At 25.8% G+C, this 16,084-nt stretch carries 18 protein-coding genes; 10 read left to right on the top strand and 8 right to left on the bottom strand.

Annotation, left to right across the window (positions count from 1 at the left end):
* Positions 1-98: 98 nt before the first annotated feature.
* Positions 99-1,151, top strand: coding sequence for a MerR family transcriptional regulator (locus AZI32_RS03955; RefSeq protein WP_061994604.1), 1,053 nt, complete (start codon positions 99-101; stop codon positions 1,149-1,151).
* A gap of 285 nt (positions 1,152-1,436) precedes the next feature.
* Positions 1,437-1,814 (top strand): PH domain-containing protein, encoded by a 378-nt coding sequence (locus AZI32_RS03960; protein WP_010296672.1) that lies wholly within the window; start codon positions 1,437-1,439, stop codon positions 1,812-1,814.
* A 193-nt stretch (positions 1,815-2,007) separates the two neighbouring features.
* Here AZI32_RS03960 and AZI32_RS03965 read toward each other — a convergent pair whose 3' ends face one another.
* The 3 genes from AZI32_RS03965 to AZI32_RS03975 all read right to left on the bottom strand — a co-directional run bounded on the left by AZI32_RS03965 (position 2,008) and on the right by AZI32_RS03975 (position 3,195).
* Positions 2,008-2,490: a GNAT family N-acetyltransferase gene (locus AZI32_RS03965; protein WP_061994605.1), complete on the bottom strand. Its 483-nt coding sequence runs from the start codon at positions 2,488-2,490 to the stop codon at positions 2,008-2,010.
* Positions 2,491-2,529: 39 nt separating this feature from the next.
* A complete protein-coding gene (locus AZI32_RS03970; RefSeq protein ID WP_061994606.1) occupies positions 2,530-2,793 on the bottom strand; it encodes a hypothetical protein in 264 nt (87 codons plus the stop codon).
* A gap of 102 nt (positions 2,794-2,895) precedes the next feature.
* Positions 2,896-3,195: a DUF3784 domain-containing protein gene (locus AZI32_RS03975; protein WP_061994607.1), complete on the bottom strand. Its 300-nt coding sequence runs from the start codon at positions 3,193-3,195 to the stop codon at positions 2,896-2,898.
* Between the two features lie 261 nt (positions 3,196-3,456).
* Here AZI32_RS03975 and AZI32_RS03980 point away from each other — a divergent pair, with 261 nt between their 5' ends.
* Positions 3,457-3,669, top strand: coding sequence for a hypothetical protein (locus tag AZI32_RS03980; protein ID WP_061994608.1), 213 nt, complete (start codon positions 3,457-3,459; stop codon positions 3,667-3,669).
* Positions 3,670-4,344: 675 nt separating this feature from the next.
* Here AZI32_RS03980 and AZI32_RS18280 read toward each other — a convergent pair.
* Complete coding sequence (locus AZI32_RS18280; protein WP_157450837.1) at positions 4,345-4,494, bottom strand: hypothetical protein; 150 nt, start codon at positions 4,492-4,494, stop codon at positions 4,345-4,347.
* A 500-nt stretch (positions 4,495-4,994) separates the two neighbouring features.
* On the opposite strand from AZI32_RS18280, the gene AZI32_RS03985 reads away from it, so the two are divergent.
* Positions 4,995-6,071: a serine hydrolase domain-containing protein gene (locus tag AZI32_RS03985; RefSeq protein WP_061994609.1), complete on the top strand. Its 1,077-nt coding sequence runs from the start codon at positions 4,995-4,997 to the stop codon at positions 6,069-6,071.
* A 169-nt stretch (positions 6,072-6,240) separates the two neighbouring features.
* Positions 6,241-7,173, top strand: coding sequence for a DUF2935 domain-containing protein (locus AZI32_RS03990; protein ID WP_061994610.1), 933 nt, complete (start codon positions 6,241-6,243; stop codon positions 7,171-7,173).
* A 287-nt stretch (positions 7,174-7,460) separates the two neighbouring features.
* Here the strand turns inward: AZI32_RS03990 and AZI32_RS03995 are convergent, their stop codons facing one another.
* Together AZI32_RS03995 and AZI32_RS18285 are read right to left on the bottom strand one after the other, a co-directional pair.
* Positions 7,461-7,643: a hypothetical protein gene (locus AZI32_RS03995; RefSeq protein WP_061994611.1), complete on the bottom strand. Its 183-nt coding sequence runs from the start codon at positions 7,641-7,643 to the stop codon at positions 7,461-7,463.
* A gap of 577 nt (positions 7,644-8,220) precedes the next feature.
* The gene (locus AZI32_RS18285; protein ID WP_157450838.1) at positions 8,221-8,370 is read right to left on the bottom strand and encodes a hypothetical protein; all 150 of its coding nucleotides are present in this window, start codon (positions 8,368-8,370) and stop codon (positions 8,221-8,223) included.
* A gap of 862 nt (positions 8,371-9,232) precedes the next feature.
* Between AZI32_RS18285 and AZI32_RS04000 the strand changes: the two genes are divergently transcribed.
* Together AZI32_RS04000 and AZI32_RS04005 are read left to right on the top strand one after the other, a co-directional pair.
* Complete coding sequence (locus AZI32_RS04000) at positions 9,233-10,090, top strand: AraC family transcriptional regulator (protein ID WP_061994612.1); 858 nt, start codon at positions 9,233-9,235, stop codon at positions 10,088-10,090.
* 509 nt (positions 10,091-10,599) lie between these two features.
* Positions 10,600-11,685 carry a hypothetical protein gene (locus AZI32_RS04005; RefSeq protein WP_061994613.1) on the top strand — a complete coding sequence of 362 codons (1,086 nt, stop codon included), beginning with the start codon at positions 10,600-10,602 and terminating at the stop codon, positions 11,683-11,685.
* Between the two features lie 118 nt (positions 11,686-11,803).
* Here AZI32_RS04005 and AZI32_RS04010 read toward each other — a convergent pair whose 3' ends face one another.
* Entirely contained in the window at positions 11,804-11,983 is a 180-nt protein-coding gene (locus tag AZI32_RS04010) for a hypothetical protein (RefSeq protein ID WP_061994614.1), read from the bottom strand.
* A 683-nt stretch (positions 11,984-12,666) separates the two neighbouring features.
* Here AZI32_RS04010 and AZI32_RS04015 point away from each other — a divergent pair.
* The 3 genes from AZI32_RS04015 (at position 12,667) to AZI32_RS17870 (ending at position 14,956) form a co-directional block, all read left to right on the top strand.
* On the top strand, positions 12,667-13,077 hold the full coding sequence (locus AZI32_RS04015) for a peptide deformylase (protein WP_061994615.1): 411 nt from the start codon (positions 12,667-12,669) through the stop codon (positions 13,075-13,077).
* Positions 13,078-13,379: 302 nt separating this feature from the next.
* Positions 13,380-13,781 (top strand): putative immunity protein, encoded by a 402-nt coding sequence (locus tag AZI32_RS04020; RefSeq protein ID WP_345968953.1) that lies wholly within the window; start codon positions 13,380-13,382, stop codon positions 13,779-13,781.
* 332 nt (positions 13,782-14,113) lie between these two features.
* A complete protein-coding gene (locus AZI32_RS17870) occupies positions 14,114-14,956 on the top strand; it encodes an SH3 domain-containing protein (protein ID WP_082761127.1) in 843 nt (280 codons plus the stop codon).
* Positions 14,957-15,126: 170 nt separating this feature from the next.
* On the opposite strand, the gene AZI32_RS04030 is transcribed toward AZI32_RS17870, so the two are convergent.
* Complete coding sequence (locus AZI32_RS04030; protein WP_061994616.1) at positions 15,127-15,957, bottom strand: UPF0489 family protein; 831 nt, start codon at positions 15,955-15,957, stop codon at positions 15,127-15,129.
* Positions 15,958-16,084 lie beyond the last annotated feature (127 nt).

Genomic DNA, 16,084 nt, shown 5'->3' on the forward strand with positions numbered 1-16,084 from the left:
TCGGGACCGACTTTGAGTAGCATTGAAGAAACCTTAAATTAAAAAGTTATTGACTCTGCCCCATAGGCAGGCTTTATACTTTTATTGGAGGCGGTTTAATGAATACTAACGAAGTCTGTAATTTAATTAATATATCTTCAAAAAGTTTAAGGGTATACGAAGATTATGGAATAGTTATACCTAAGAGAGAAAAAAATAATTATAGAAACTATAGTAAAGATGATTTATTAAAATTAAGAACTGTCAAATTATTAAAAGAGCTTGGATTTTCTTTAAGAGATATAAAAGTTCTTATAGATAATAATAACTGTTCAAGTACACAGTTTATAAGAAGTTTATACCTTCAATCGAAAGCTATTGAAAGAAAAATTTATGAATTAAAAAATATAAAAAGTACATTAACTAAAAGTATTGATAAAATTTTAGTTAGTAAAAAAGATGATATAGAAAATAATTATTTTATAAATGATATAGACACAATATTAAAAGAAAACAAATCAAATAGAAAGCAATGGGTTGATATGTGGGGATTTGATAATAAAGCAGTTAAATTTGATAAAATGGTAAGAGATAGATCAAATGATGAATTAGGTCTTTTTGAAAAGTATGATGATATTTTAATAAAGGTAAGAAATGAAATAATCAAATATGGTGCAAAAAAGGTTATTGATATTGGGTGTGGAACAGGAAATTTATGTGGAGAATTAAGTGGTTCAATAGAAGTATTAGGAATAGATCAAAGCTTAGAAATGATTTTACAGGCTAAAAATAAATATAGTAACATGAATTTAAAATTAGGTAATTTCTTAGATAAACCATTTCAAAAAAATTATTTTGATATTGTAGTAACTACTTATGCTTTCCATAGTTTGAATCATGAAGAAAAGAAAAAAGCAATTAATAATATGCTAGAATACTTGAATGATGATGGAAAAATTATTATTATAGATTTTATGTTTGTAAACAATAAAGAAAAAGATAAATGTAGAGAAAAACTACTTAGCGAAAATAAGAATCAGCTATGGGATGTAATTAATAATAAATACTATACAATTTTAGATGAATTTAAAAATCATATTACAATGTTAGGATATAAAATTAGAACTGACCATATTATAAATTTTACTTGGCTAGTAGAAATAGAAAAATAGTTTAATATTTAATGTACGTAGTCTTATAAAACTTTTAGTATTATAAGACTAATTTTTGATGCTCAAATTAAAAGGTTAAATATATATTTTATGATGATAGGAAATGGAAAATATAAAATTTTAATTAAAAATATTAATAAAATTTAAAAATAAAATAAAAAAATAGTACAATAATCTAAAATAGTTAAAAAATAGTTGCTTATTGTAAAAAAATTTAGTATTATGAAATAGTATTAAAGAAAATTTATAAAAATATGAATTAAATAATATTTAGGGGGACAGTAAATGGGAGTATTTGATGGATTAATAGGTAACGCTTCAGAAGTTAGTATAAATGAAGTGGAAAAGGATTACAGCAACATATTATCAAAAAATGAAAGTGTAGAAAAAGCTTATAAGTTAATTCGTGATATGTTTATTTTTACAGATAAAAGATTGATTTTAGTAGATAAACAAGGTTTAACAGCTAAGAAAATAGAATATCATTCTATTCCGTACAAATCTATAACTCATTTTAGCATAGAAACTGCAGGACATTTTGATTTAGACGCAGAACTTAAAATATGGATTTCTGGAACGAGCTCAGTTATAGAAAAGAAATTTAATAAAAGTTTAAATATATATGAGCTTCAAAGTGTGTTAGCAGAGTATGTTTTAAGATAATAGATAGAAAGATTATTACTTAAATTACATAAAGGCTGTATTATTTCTTATATATAGTTTAAAAAAAAGCATTAAAACATATATACTTAATTTTATTTTAGGTTTTGTTTTAAATCAATGCTTATATATTAATATAATCAAAGTGGATAAGTTAACTTGTCCACTTTGCTATTTAGTTCTTACAAATTTAAGATTATTTATTTAATTTATAGGATGAATTGGAATTCACGTATTTTTTCATTATATAATTCGATAGTTGTACACCATTTCTCTCAACAAATTGTTTTTTTATTACTTTATATCCTCTTTTCTCAAAAAATGGTTTTGCAGTTATAGATGAATGAGTTATGATATGTCTTACAGAGTAGTGATTTTCTAATCTATCGCAAAGGACGGTAGCGACGCCAAGGTTCTGATAATCTTTATGTACATACAACCTATCCAAGTACCCTTCATTATTAATATCACCAAAGCCAATTATCATATTATTTTCTTCTGCAACTACTGTATAGTTATTTAAAAAAGATTTATTCCATTGAACAATATCAATGTTTCCTGTAGCCCATACATTTAATTGCTTTTGTGTATAGTCTTTTGCATTAATCAAATGAACCGTATTATAAAACAGATTTGCGATTTGATCACAATCACTTGATTTATATTCTCGTATATCCATTTTAAATTTTCTCCTAAATTTCTATTTATTTTGCTCGTATTATAGAATCCCAAGTTGATTTTTTAAATTATCTACTTCTAAAATTGTAAATTGTTTTCCTATACAAGTGTTTGTCTTTACGTCTTCTTCCTTAGGTTTATTAGGCATTATAATAAGTGATATTATTAATAATGCAGTAAATCCTAGTATTAAATTTCTCTTCTTTTTATCTTTTTCATATATAACAATTGTAGGAGTAAAAAGATATGTGATGATAGCTCCAAAACTCCCAATTAAATATAAAATGACTGCAAGTGATTCCATAGTTTTTCTCCTTTGTATATGTTTAGTTCTTTTCTTCTTCTGTTTTGAGGTATATAATTTACAAATTAGTTATCAAACTGTAAATATTATTATAGTTTAAAATCATTTCTTAAATCTATTTCCAGTATTTAAATATACTACAGAAAATATAATTGAAACTAATAATAGTGTAAAGCCTAATGCTTTCATTATGAAAGTATCACTTAAAAGCAAAAAAAACATACAAAAAGAAATCATAAACATAAGTTTACCCATAAATTTGCATAATGAGATAACATCATATTTTTGCTGCTGTTCTTTAGGCATTGTATTAAAGCCTGCAATAAGAAAAATACCTTTTCCCATGGATAAAATAATACCTAATATAATAAATGGGATAATGACTAATATTTTAACAATCATAATAATTCTCCAATTCAATATGATTAATTGATATTACAATTATATCATTAAATTGTAAATTATGTATAAATAATAAATTAATATAAATCATGTAATCTAAGATAATTAAGATTTGTATAATTGTAATTTATATTTTTGTTGAAATATAATGAATATATTATGTATAATGAAAATAAAACTAATAAACAATTGTGTTATAATTGTTTATTATACAAATTAGAATTCGAAGTAGAGATTATTTATATAATAGGAGGTATTGACTTGAAAAATAATAAAGATAATGACCATTCCAACTATCTTGTAATTGGAATGATAATTGGCTTGCTTGTAGGTGTTATTTTTTCAATAATTATGCGCGATAACATTTTCTTTGCAATAAGTGGTACAGGTTTTGGTATATCATTTGGTTTGTTAATTGCAGATATTATATGGTGCATAAAAAATCAGCAAAACAAGTATAATAAAATTAAATAATATGTCCACTTTTATTATGCTCATATATTAACATTCATTTAAAAAGGATTCTAAAAGTAAACCTTATACTGACACAAAATTAAAGGATTTTAGAAACATAAAATCAATATATTTCTAATCATGAAATTGTAGTGTATATATCCAAATGCAAACATAAATTTTTTATATAATGAGAAGTTGAAATATGGCAATAAAAAAGTGTATAAAAGAGTAATTTTCGGTCATAGGTAAAAAAGCTTCTACAAAATGATGGCAGGGGTTTTATTCAAAAATTATGGGCTTATGCTAATTCTACAGAAGTGGTATTATTAGCGAAGAAAAATAATAAATCTTAGAGACAGTGTGGGTAGAAGTTTAAGTAGTATAACAAAATTATGAATTTAAATATAGCTAAAAAGTATATTTTCGGGTTTAAACAAATTGTTTTATAAGATAAAAATAAAAGATATTAAAAGTACTCACATATTAAACTAAAGTAAGTTTATATGTGAGTGTTAAGTTATACTAAAGTACTTTCAATTAAAGTAGTAAATGTGAAGTCATCACTATTACTAAATGAATGTGATAACTTACACCTATGGTAGCTTGTCTTATAAATCTAGCAAAACGGTGATTATGCCTTTTATCAAATTCCTTAGCAAGGCTTTATTAACCTTAAAGATTTATGAGGATAGACTAATTTGAATAACAATTATCATATTCATCTTTTTTACAATGGTTGCAGCAGTTAGGTGGTCTATAATAATCAGGATATTTAGGTGGTCTATAATAATCTGGATGACACTTGTTACAACTATTTTTAAAATTATTACATGGACAACTCATGAATATTCCCCCCTAAAATATATATAGTATATGATATGACATTACTCCATATTAGGTATTCAAATTATGGCAGTTAATTAAGATGATTAAAAAAAGAACATTTATTAGCAGTTTTAAAATTTACTTAAAATGTTGTGTATTTAGAGGATTAATCATGAACTTAATATTGTAATCTATCAAATTAAGAAATAATCAAACAGTGTTAATGTAATAGTTAACTTGTAACCCTATAGTACTGAAATGTATTAATATTTTTATATAAAAAACAATTCAGAAATGTTTAGGGTATATAAAAATGCATATTAGGCGAGCTATAATTAATGTAATATAGAAAAATATGATTGAGTTTAAATTTATTTAATAGCTTAAAAATATTTTTATACGAAATAGAGTGTTTAATTTAGCTAATTAGAGGAATAGATTACTATTTTCAGTATTCAAGCTTTAAAATGAATAATTTTAAAGTTCATCTTAAAACTTTAGGGTTAGGAGGAATGGTCATGAATTTACAAAAACAAATTAATGAATTAATTTCTGATAGGGTTAATAAAAATCAATTTTCAGGTGCTGTATTAATAAAGAAAGGAAATGAAGAAATTTTCTCAGGAGCATATGGATATGCAAATAGAACTTGGAGAGTGAATAATAGTTTGCAAACTCGCTTTAGGATTGCATCAATCTCCAAAATGTTTACAGCAGTATCTATTCTTCAACTAATTGAATTGGAGAAGGTATCCTTTAGTACTAAAGTTGTTGAATACTTAAACCTTGAAAATAGTAAAATTTCTAATGATGTAACAATTGAAAGTTTGCTAACACATACTTCTGGTATTGCAGATTATTTTGATGAAGAACAGGATGATGATGAATGGGAAAAACTTTGGTATGATATACCAATTTACAAAATGCGTAGATTGGAAGATTATTTGGAATTATTTATTCATAAAGAACCAGTTAGTAAAATTAATGAGAAATATCATTATAATGGTGCAGGATATATATTATTAGGTCTTATAATAGAAAAAGCATCAGGTTTATCTTATTTTGATTATATTAGACAAAACATTTTTTCGAAAATAAATATGAAAAATTCTGATTTTATTTCACTAGATGATGTTGATGATTTAGTTGCTGAAGGTTATGAAGCTATTTCAGATAGTAATAAAAAAATTATAGGATGGAAAAAAAATATATATACAACAACACCTAATGCTGCTTCCGATGGTGGAGCTACCTCAACTGCAGATGATCTAATAAAATTTATAGAAGCCTTAAGGAATAATAAATTACTTAGTGAAAAAATGTCAATGGAAATGTTTATACCAAAGGTTCTTGAATATGATGATACGTCAAGAAATTATATATGGATGTATGGATACGCAAATGAATTTATACTAGATGAAGAAAGTAAAGAGATAGTTAGGTGTGGACACACCGGGGAAGAGTATGGAGTTAGCTGTAGATTATATTACTATCCTAGTACTAATGTAATTGTAGTGATATTAGCTAATCAGGGATGGTGTGCAGGTTCATTAGGTTGGGATATACATGATGTATTAATGAATGTAAATTCTTAGTTATTTATGTGGAATTTGGTATAAAAATATTTTTAAAAATAATAAATCAATAGATGAATCATTAATGAAATATATCTTGTATGTAATTGATAAATGTTAATGGTAACACTAATATATATAATAAATATAATGATATCAGAAATAATTGTTATATTAAGGAAGGTTGAATATGTTATCTAATAATGAATTTATACGACAGTCCCTAGAGTTACATCTTTTTTTTGCAAGAATTATGAAAGAACATTCATTTTTTCTAGAAATAGGTTTTACGCAAAAAGACTTAGGTTTCGCACGTAAAGCAGATTCTCTTAGAATGCAATTTGATAAGCTTTTAGCAGATGTTATATCTATTTCTAATGGTGTTGTAAGTAATAATATATTACAATCTGGTGAAGTGTTCACACCATATACGTTAAAAGCTGAAATGGCTTCATCATATTTTACAGGAGTAGAAATTCCAATTAATTTGACAAAAGCAGAGTCAGGGCTTATGGGGTACGATTCTATGGGAAGTAGTGCACTACTTCAAGAAAGGGTATCAATAATTAATAATAGAGCAATGGAATTGGTTCTAAAATTGGTGCAATTTAAGTCAGATATATTATCAGGAGTTATACATTGTAATATGTTTACCAATAATTATCCTTTACTTATAGACCATATTTTAAGAGAAGCAACATTTTATTATCGATTAATTGAAAGGCTTCAAGATAATGAAGACATTAACTTAGAGAAAGAGGCTTATGATCAAGAAGCTTTCTGGAATAGAATTATGGCTGAACACTCCAAATTTATTCGTGGGCTTTTGGATCCAACAGAAAATGAGCTTATAGATACAGCCAATAACTTTGGAAATGAATTTGATAAACTTACTGAAGAGGCAATAAAAGCCATGAATATGACACTGCCAATTTCAGAAATTACAGATGACAGTCTAAAAGCAACTATAAAAATTAAAGAATTTAAAAAACAAGGTACACAGGGATTATTAGATTGTAAAATTAAATCTATAATAATACCATTATTAGGTGACCACACTTTACGTGAGGCAAATCACTATTTACGATTATTAAAAGTATTTAAAACAGTAGAAGTACAATAAGTATTGATAAGGATTATTTCAATAAAAGGTCATAAGTTTAAGTAGTATAACAAAACTAAGAATTTAAATATAGCTAAAAAGTATATTTTTAGGTTTAAACAAGTTGTTTTATAAGATAAAAATATACATTAAATAAATGATATTAAAAACACTCACATATAAAACTAAAATAGTTTTATATGTGAGTGTTGTATATTAAGACTTATAACTATACTATATAACTTTAAATTAAGGTAGAAAATATAAAATTATATTTGTTATTGTTTGAAAAACTGTAGTGTTTATCACTAAAATATATTGTTACAATCGTCTCTATCATGTCTATTATCTGTACAAATAGCCCTACAAACAGCTCTACAAAAATCTCTATTACATCCAGAGTTTCTACAAATCTCTCTACAGAAATCCCTACAAATATTTCTATCATCTCTATCATTATTACAATTATTTCTACGATTATTACATGACATAAATATACCTCCTAAATATAAACAAATATAATGGATATATATAAATATATCTATATATTATAATATGGATATATGCAATGATTGATATTCAGATTATGGTAACTAATTAAATTATAGATAGAAAAAATGAATAAATTTGTAGGTTCCTTATATAATAATTATTATATAAAATATATTATTATTTTTATAAAAAATATGCATATGAAGTTATTTATATTATGTAGATATAATATACAATATAAAAAGTTTACAGTATAGAAACTAAATTGAATTACATTTAAGAGATCTAGTGAATAAAAACTTTAAAATTATATAGTGAATTTATATAATTATCGAATAAAAAATATTAAAAGTACTCATATAATTAAACTAAAATAAGTTTATATATGAGTACTTGATTTTTATAATAAAATATTATCGATTAAAGTAATAAACAATAAGTCATGTCTATTATTAAATAAACATGATAACTTCCGCCTATGATAGCTTGTCTTATAAATCTAGCAAAACGGTGATTATGCCTTTTATCAAATTCCTTAGCAAGGCTTTATTAACCTTAAAGATTTATGAAGATAGGCTAATTTGAATAACAATTATCATATTCATCTTTTTTACAATGGTTGCAGCAGTTAGGTGGTCTATAATAATCAGGATATTTAGGTGGTTTATAATAATCTGGATGACACTTGTTACAACTATTTTTAAAATCATTACATGGACAACTCATAAATATTCCCCCTAAAATATATATAGTATATAATATGATATTATTCCATATTAGGTATTCAAATTATGGCAATTAATTAAGGCGATTAGGAAAGAATATATATTAATAGTTTTAAAATTTACTTAAAGTGTTATGTATTTAGATGATTAATCATGAACTTAATATTGTAATCTATTAAATTAAGAAATAATCAAACAGTGTTAATGTAATTAATATAAATAAAACTATAACATTTAATATGAAAAAAAGTGTATTTAAAAGTAGTAATATTTTTTTTGCTTTATTTAAATTGTTAATTTTTAGCAATATAGGAAACAATATAAATTTACTATTATAAGAAATATATTTACTGCAAATACTATAATAGTAGCCTTATAATTATGGATATAAATCACCTCCTCTACAGAATTCTTAATATGCATTGTAAACATTTACAAAATACTTCAAATCTTAAAAAAGTACATTTATAATAATACAGTAAAATAATTCTTAATTCAATTAACTTGCAACCCTATAGTACTGAAATGTATTAATATTTTTTATATAAAAAACAATTCAGAAGTGTTTAGGGTATATAAAAGCGTAAATTATATAAGTTATAATTAATTAAAGAGATAATTTCAAAATAGAAGAAATTAAATTATTTAAGAAAGAATAGTTAGTAGGATAGGTGAAAAGCCATTCTATTTTTAACGTTTAGCAAATTATATAAGTTCATTACCTTTAATAGGTTAGATAGGCCTAAGTAGACTATCCACTTTTGTTATAATAATTGTAGGACAAAAGAAAGCTTAAAAAGTCGGGATATCAATCTTTGATGATGATAAGATTAGATTAACGAATTGTGATGGGGGTAAAAATTATGGAATGGATTGAAAGTATTAGAGAAGCTATTTCTTATATTGAAGATAATATTACCAATGATTTATCCATAAAAGAAATTGCAGATAGGGTAAATATTTCTCCTTTTTATTTTCAAAAAGGATTTGGAATGTTATGTGGATATTCCTTAAGTGAGTATATTAAGGGAAGAAGACTTGCACTTGCCGGCAGTGAGGTTTTATCTACTAATGGAAAAATAATAGATATTGCAATAAAGTATGGATATGATTCTCCAGACAGCTTTACTAAAGCTTTTACAAGATTTCATGGAGTTACACCGTCTGCGGTTCGTAAAGAGGGTGCAATGATAAAGTCCTTTGTTGCCCTTAAAATTAAGTTTTCATTGGAAGGTGGTTATATTATGGATTATAAAATAATAGATAAGGATGAATTTAAGGTTGTAGGAGCCTATAAGAAATTTAAATATGATTCAGCGTTTATGGAGGTGCCTTCATTCTGGAATGAGCATATTTCACAAGGAAAGTTAAAGGATATATGCGGAATGTATGGTATTAACATTGATGAAGAAATGGGTGGTAATGAATTTGAATACCTTATTGCAGAGGACTATTCCAAAGAGAAAGACGGTATGGAGGGATATATAGTTAAAACAATTCCTAAGTTTACTTGGGCTGTTTTTCCTTGTTATGGACCAGGTCCAGCATCAATTCAAGAAACTAATAAGAAAATATTTTCAGAGTGGTTACCAAACTGTAGAGATTATGAAATTGCTGCAGGTTATAATATAGAAATGTATAGTGATCCAAATGAGTATGAAAAGGGGATTTTAGATAAAAATTACTATAGCGAAATTTGGATTCCAGTAAAGAAAAAATAGGGAGTAATTAAGATATTAGGATATGGAAACTCTTTCTGGATAGGACGAAAGAGGATGGAGGCAATATTTCAATATCATTTAGTTAACTAAATGATATTGGGTTTAGCCTAAAAAATAAAATATGAGGATACTGAAAAAGTTTAAGTTTTCAGTACCCTCGTTTTAAACAGTTTTTTCAACAAACTGTTATTTAAAAAAATATATATAATTAAAAGTTGAGATTAAAATATTATTAATTATATTGTATATTTGGAAAACTAGATTTTTTCATTTACGGTGCAGTGAACCATATCACAAATAAATGAGGTTTTTAGTCTTAGACAAGTAGTATCAAAGTCTAAGACTATTTTTATAGTTAAAAATGCCGTATCATAAGTAATAGTATATTAGCAAAATGTGTTGTAAGGAAATTACAATTGATTATTAGTAAAAAACATAAGGAAAATGTATAGTTATCCAAAATAATGTAAATATGTTATAATAATATAAAAATAATATGGGGGTTACATATGGAGGATATTGAATTTCTTAAACTTGGACTTGGAGATGAAGAGAGTGAAATATTACATTCTAATGTTATAGGTTATAAAAAGGAAATTAATAAAGTTCTGTCAGAAGCACGTAAAGCTTCTAAATCAGAAAAATGTATTTATTGTGGTGAAGAAACAACTAGTTTTTGTAACTCACATTCTATTCCAGCATTTTGTTTGAGGAATATAGCAACAAATGGTGAATTACTACATTCTAATAAATTAGTAAACTTTCCTTTAATGGATTTTGAAAAAGGTATTAATAAAGCTGGAACATTTCAAGTTATATGCAGAGAATGTGATAGCAAAATTTTTCAGGAATATGAAGAACCTAATAATTATCAAAATGAAGTAACGCCAAAAATGATTGCTCAAATTGCAATGAAGAATTATCTAAAAGCTATTAGTAAAAGGGTAAATGAGCATGCTATATTTGATATATTAAAAGAGGGAGCTTCTGAATTCACAGAATTTACAGATTATATGCAATGTATTCAAGATGTAGATTTAAATGAATATAAACAAGGATTTGAAAAGGCAAAAAGACTTAGTAAAAAAAATTGGCCTGGAGAATATCATGTATTTTATTATGAAAAATTAAATTATGTTGTGCCAATAGCTTTTCAAAGCACTCTATCTCTTGTTGTAGATTTAGATGGACAAATAGTTAATGATATATATTATGAGAATCCTAAATATAAATTAGAAGATTTTCATATTTGTATATTTCCTTTAAAAGATATTAGTGTAGTTATGATGTTTGTAGATTCATCATATAAAAGATATCGTAATTTTTATAAAAAATTTAAAAAATTATCACACGAAGAAAAGTTATCTATAGTTAATTATATTATTTTTCTATATTCTGAAGATATATTTTTCTCTAAAGAAATACCAAGTGATATTTTACAAAATAAAGACTTAGTAGATGTTTCTAAGCAATCTTCGATGGCAATATCAAGTAATCCTTTTACAAAAACAATTGAAGAGGCAAAAGATATATATGATTTAAGTAAACATAATAATATACCTAATTTATTAAGTGAAAAGTATAAATTAAGATAATACCCATATAAATACATCATTCAAAGAGTTATCTAAAAAGGAAATTGTAATGATAAATAGCAGCTACGATATATTTGTAGCTGTTATTTATACTATTTATCAATTTTTTTAGTTAAATTTATGTTATAAGTGGAATCTCTATTTCCAGTAAGTAATTTTTTTCGTTTGATGCTACTTTCCAAATACCATCTTTATGTGAACCGCTCCCATCTCCACTACCAATATCATAAGATATAAATTTTCTTTTATGTTTACCAGAATTAATTTTAAAAATAGCTTGCTTACTTCTTGGATTCATTTTAGTACAGTTAGAAAATAGATAATCAGCTAGAGTTTTTTGTTCTTGAGTATTTAAAAGATGCCCTTTAGCCCAATATTTTTCGAGTTGAAGAATTACTTAATTTCTACCAGTTTCTAATTCTGATTTTTTTAGGTTTAATTGTTTTATATTCATAAACTTGTATCTCCTTTGTGAATTTGATACAAATCCATTACCTTTAGAAATTTTCTATTTACACATTTTCTAAAGAAATCTTCTTGCATCAAAATATTTATTTAGAAAGGTGATAAAAAATGCTGAAATTTTTAAGTTGTAAATAGATTGTTAAGTATAAAAAACCACCAATAAAATGTAAGCCATTTTTATTAGTGGTTTTCATAAATACTACAAGATATAATTTTTTATAAGAAACCTCACTTTCAATGGTTACGGTGAAGCGTACCACAAGTAAGGGAGGTTTATAGCCTTAGATATTAAGTTTACTTTGTAACTGCAATTACTTTCGGTAACCTTTATATATTTTGAGTATTTGTGCACACATTTTAGTGAGTTTTTCATTAGAAGGTGTGCATTTTTATGCAAAATAGTTTTGAAATTATTTATGTTAGAGTATAATTGTAGTGTGTAAAGTCAGAAGATAAATTGTAGATTCATATGACTAAGATTGTTTAGACAAAGAAATTAGAAAGGTTGGATTAATTATGATAAGACCAGTTGTAAAGGATATATTATTCTTAAGACAAAAATCAGAGCCTGCAACTAAAGATGATGTAGCAGTTATAGATGATTTAGTAGATACATTAAGAGCAAATTTAGAGTATTGTGTTGGCATGGCAGCTAATATGATAGGGGTTAAAAAACGCATACTAGTATTTAGTGTAGGTGATATTATAGTTCCTATGGTAAACCCAATTATATTAAAGAAAAAAGACAGTTATGAGGCAGAGGAAAGCTGTTTATCATTAACTGGTTTTAGAAAAACAATGAGATATGAAACTATTGATGTAGAATATTTTGATAGAAACTTTAAAAAGCATAAACAAACATTTACTGGATTTACTGCACAGATTATTCAGCATGAAGTTGATCATTTTGAAGGCATCATAATTTAGGGTAGCTTCAAAAAATAAATAAGTTAGAATTCTCGTCTATTTTGTGGTATACTGCGTAAACAGAACCCTTAGATAGGCTACTATCTGCGGAACCTGTTTCCTTATCTAACTCAAAATATACTTCCCATATTTGACTTATTATTTAGTTGAAAAATATGCTTAAAAAAGGAGATATTATGGCTAAATTACGAAAAATGCTTGGAAAAGCAGATTCACCATATATTGTTTCTCTTATGAGTTTAATAGAAACACAAAGTAAAAATACAATTGTAAAATGGTGTAATGAATAAGCAAGAGAGTACATCCTACCTATTTATGAAAAAGATTATCCTAAGGATTTTCGTTTACGAAACGCATTAAATGCATCTAATGAATGGCTAGAAGGAAATATGAAGTTAATAGATGCAAAGAAAATTATTAAGGAAGCTCAAATAGCTGCAAGGGAAGCAGAAGGAAATCCAGCTGCACAAGCTGCCGCTAGGGCAATTGGAGCAACAACAGCAACAATTAGTACTTTAACAAGTTCTTTAGGACTTGCGTTTTATGGTGCTGCAGCTATAGCATACTCATCTATTGGTGTGAATGAGAATGTTGAAGTTTATGATGAAATTGCAGCAAGAGAATGTAAGAATATGGAGAATGCTTTGCGTAAAGTTGCTATAATAGATGAGCCTAATCCAGCGAAAATAAATTGGAATTGCTAAATACAATAGTAATTCCTTTATTTGAATATAGAAGAGATGTTTCTATATTGTTTATTACATAAAAAATTTAATCAATAATATATAAAGGGTAGAGTAGTGTAGTATTGATACTATGATTTCTGACAATCCTAAATTAAGTAACGGAAGTGTAGATTTAATACCAGATATTTATCCATTATAATTAAAATAAATTAAGCCTTATTTCGTAATTTGATTTAATAGGAGATTATTGAATAATTAAAAATTGTGTATTAGCTAGTCTTGAGTATAATAGTGCTAAATAAAGAAAAAGTCTCATAGGATATTATAAAAAGTAAATTTAGAGGTGAAGCATGAAAACATATGAAAGACAACAACAAAGTTCATATAAGTATACCTTGGCTAATACTAATTTAAGAGAAGAAAAATCTACTTCTTCAAATGTAATTACTATAATACCGGCAGGGTCTAAGGTTCAAGTTATCGAAGCCGAAGAAGATTGGTATGAAGTATCATATAATGGACAAACAGGGTATGTATATAGTAATTATTTATCCAAAACAAAATATACATGGACAGATGTTACTTTAAGGTCTTATCCATCTGCTGAGTCAAATTTAGTAACTATAATTCCTCCAAAATCTATAGTACAAGTATTATCTACAAATAGAGATTGGAGTCATGCTATGTATGATGATCAAGAAGGATATATATTTAGCTATTTCCTTTCTGATGATGGAAATCCACCTGAAGAATATGATTTTAAGTACTTTTATACGGATATGACAAAGTTTGTAAATGATAATCAAATTAAAAGCCCCACTATAAATTTAATTACAACAGATTTAGAAAATAAGCTTACTTATATATTTGAAAAAAATTATGATGGTTCATGGAATTTACTGTATAAGTGGCCATGTACAATAGGTGAACCTAATACACCAACTATTAAGGGTACTTTTTATGTTAGCGGTAGAAAGCCTTATTTTGGTTCTGATACTTATAGAGTAAAATACGCTACTAGAATTCGAGGCAGTTACTACTATCATTCAATTTTATTTAATGCAGCAGGAACTAAAATAATTGATGATAGACTTGGGATGGCGTTGAGCCATGGATGTATTCGATTAGCTGTAGAAAATGCTGAATGGATTTATGATAATGTATTAGATAAAACCACTATAATTATAAATTAAACTAGAGTAGAGGTTATTAAGGTTAAGAATAGTTAAATTAAATACCGAAAAATGAATTAGGTTATGTTAGTTTGTTTTCACAGTGAGGATAGACTTTTCAATTTAAAAATCTATTTTTCTTCACCTCACTTGTGATTTTAATAACAATACATTGTAATACAATAACTTATTTAAGATACTGTATTAAGTTCTATTGTGTTAGTGTATGTAGAGAATTTATCTTCCTCTATTTCTATAGCATTTTCTATATGTACTAATAACTTTTCTAAAAGATAATGCTCATTTATATCATTATCCTTTTTTTCTAACTCAACATAATCTCCTTCAGTTGCTATAGTAATTATTTCTGCATTGTTTACTAAATAGTTAAAAACAGACATGTCCACGGCATTGATAGCTTTTTTAGTATGAAAACAATCCAAATCAATATCTAAAATAAATTTCTTATTTATTTCATTTGAGATAAAAAAACCAGGAATAAAATTATTTATCTGATTTAATTTAAACAATAGTTCCCCATCTTCTATTACATTATCATATACATCAATTTGGCACTTATCATCATGTGAACCCTTTTTACATTTGCTAGTGCAGCAAGGATCTATGTAGTATATTTTATTATTGGCATAATCTCTGCAAATGCCTGCACTCAGTAGGCTAAATACTACTGCATCTGATATCATTCCTGTTTGTAATGCAAAATCTATATGTTCATCATTGCAAAGCTTGTCTAATGATGATGCAATTGTACTTGATTCATTTATATGTGCATTTGCTATCAAATTCTCTCTTACAGATTTCCATTCTAAGCCAGCAACCTTATAAGAATGCCTGTAAAATGCACTACGGGTATCCATATGATGGTCAAAAGTTAATAATATTGGTGCAGTTTCATTATTAGAAGCATATTCTGACCATGGAATTATAACTTCATGATGATTTGCTACAATATAAATTTTCTTTCCTCTTATTACTTTTTCAGTTACTATATCTGTTTTCAATAATAATCACTCCTTTAAAAACACCATACAAGTTTCGACATTATATAACATATCACATCTTTAATAAAAGGAAAAGTGTCCTTTGAAGATGATTATGTTGTGAAAAAAATTCTTATCATCACAGTTG

Origin of the sequence: Clostridium sp. ATCC 25772, from assembly GCF_001573875.1 — a bacterium.
In the GTDB taxonomy this organism is placed as follows: domain Bacteria; phylum Bacillota; class Clostridia; order Clostridiales; family Clostridiaceae; genus Clostridium_J; species Clostridium_J senegalense.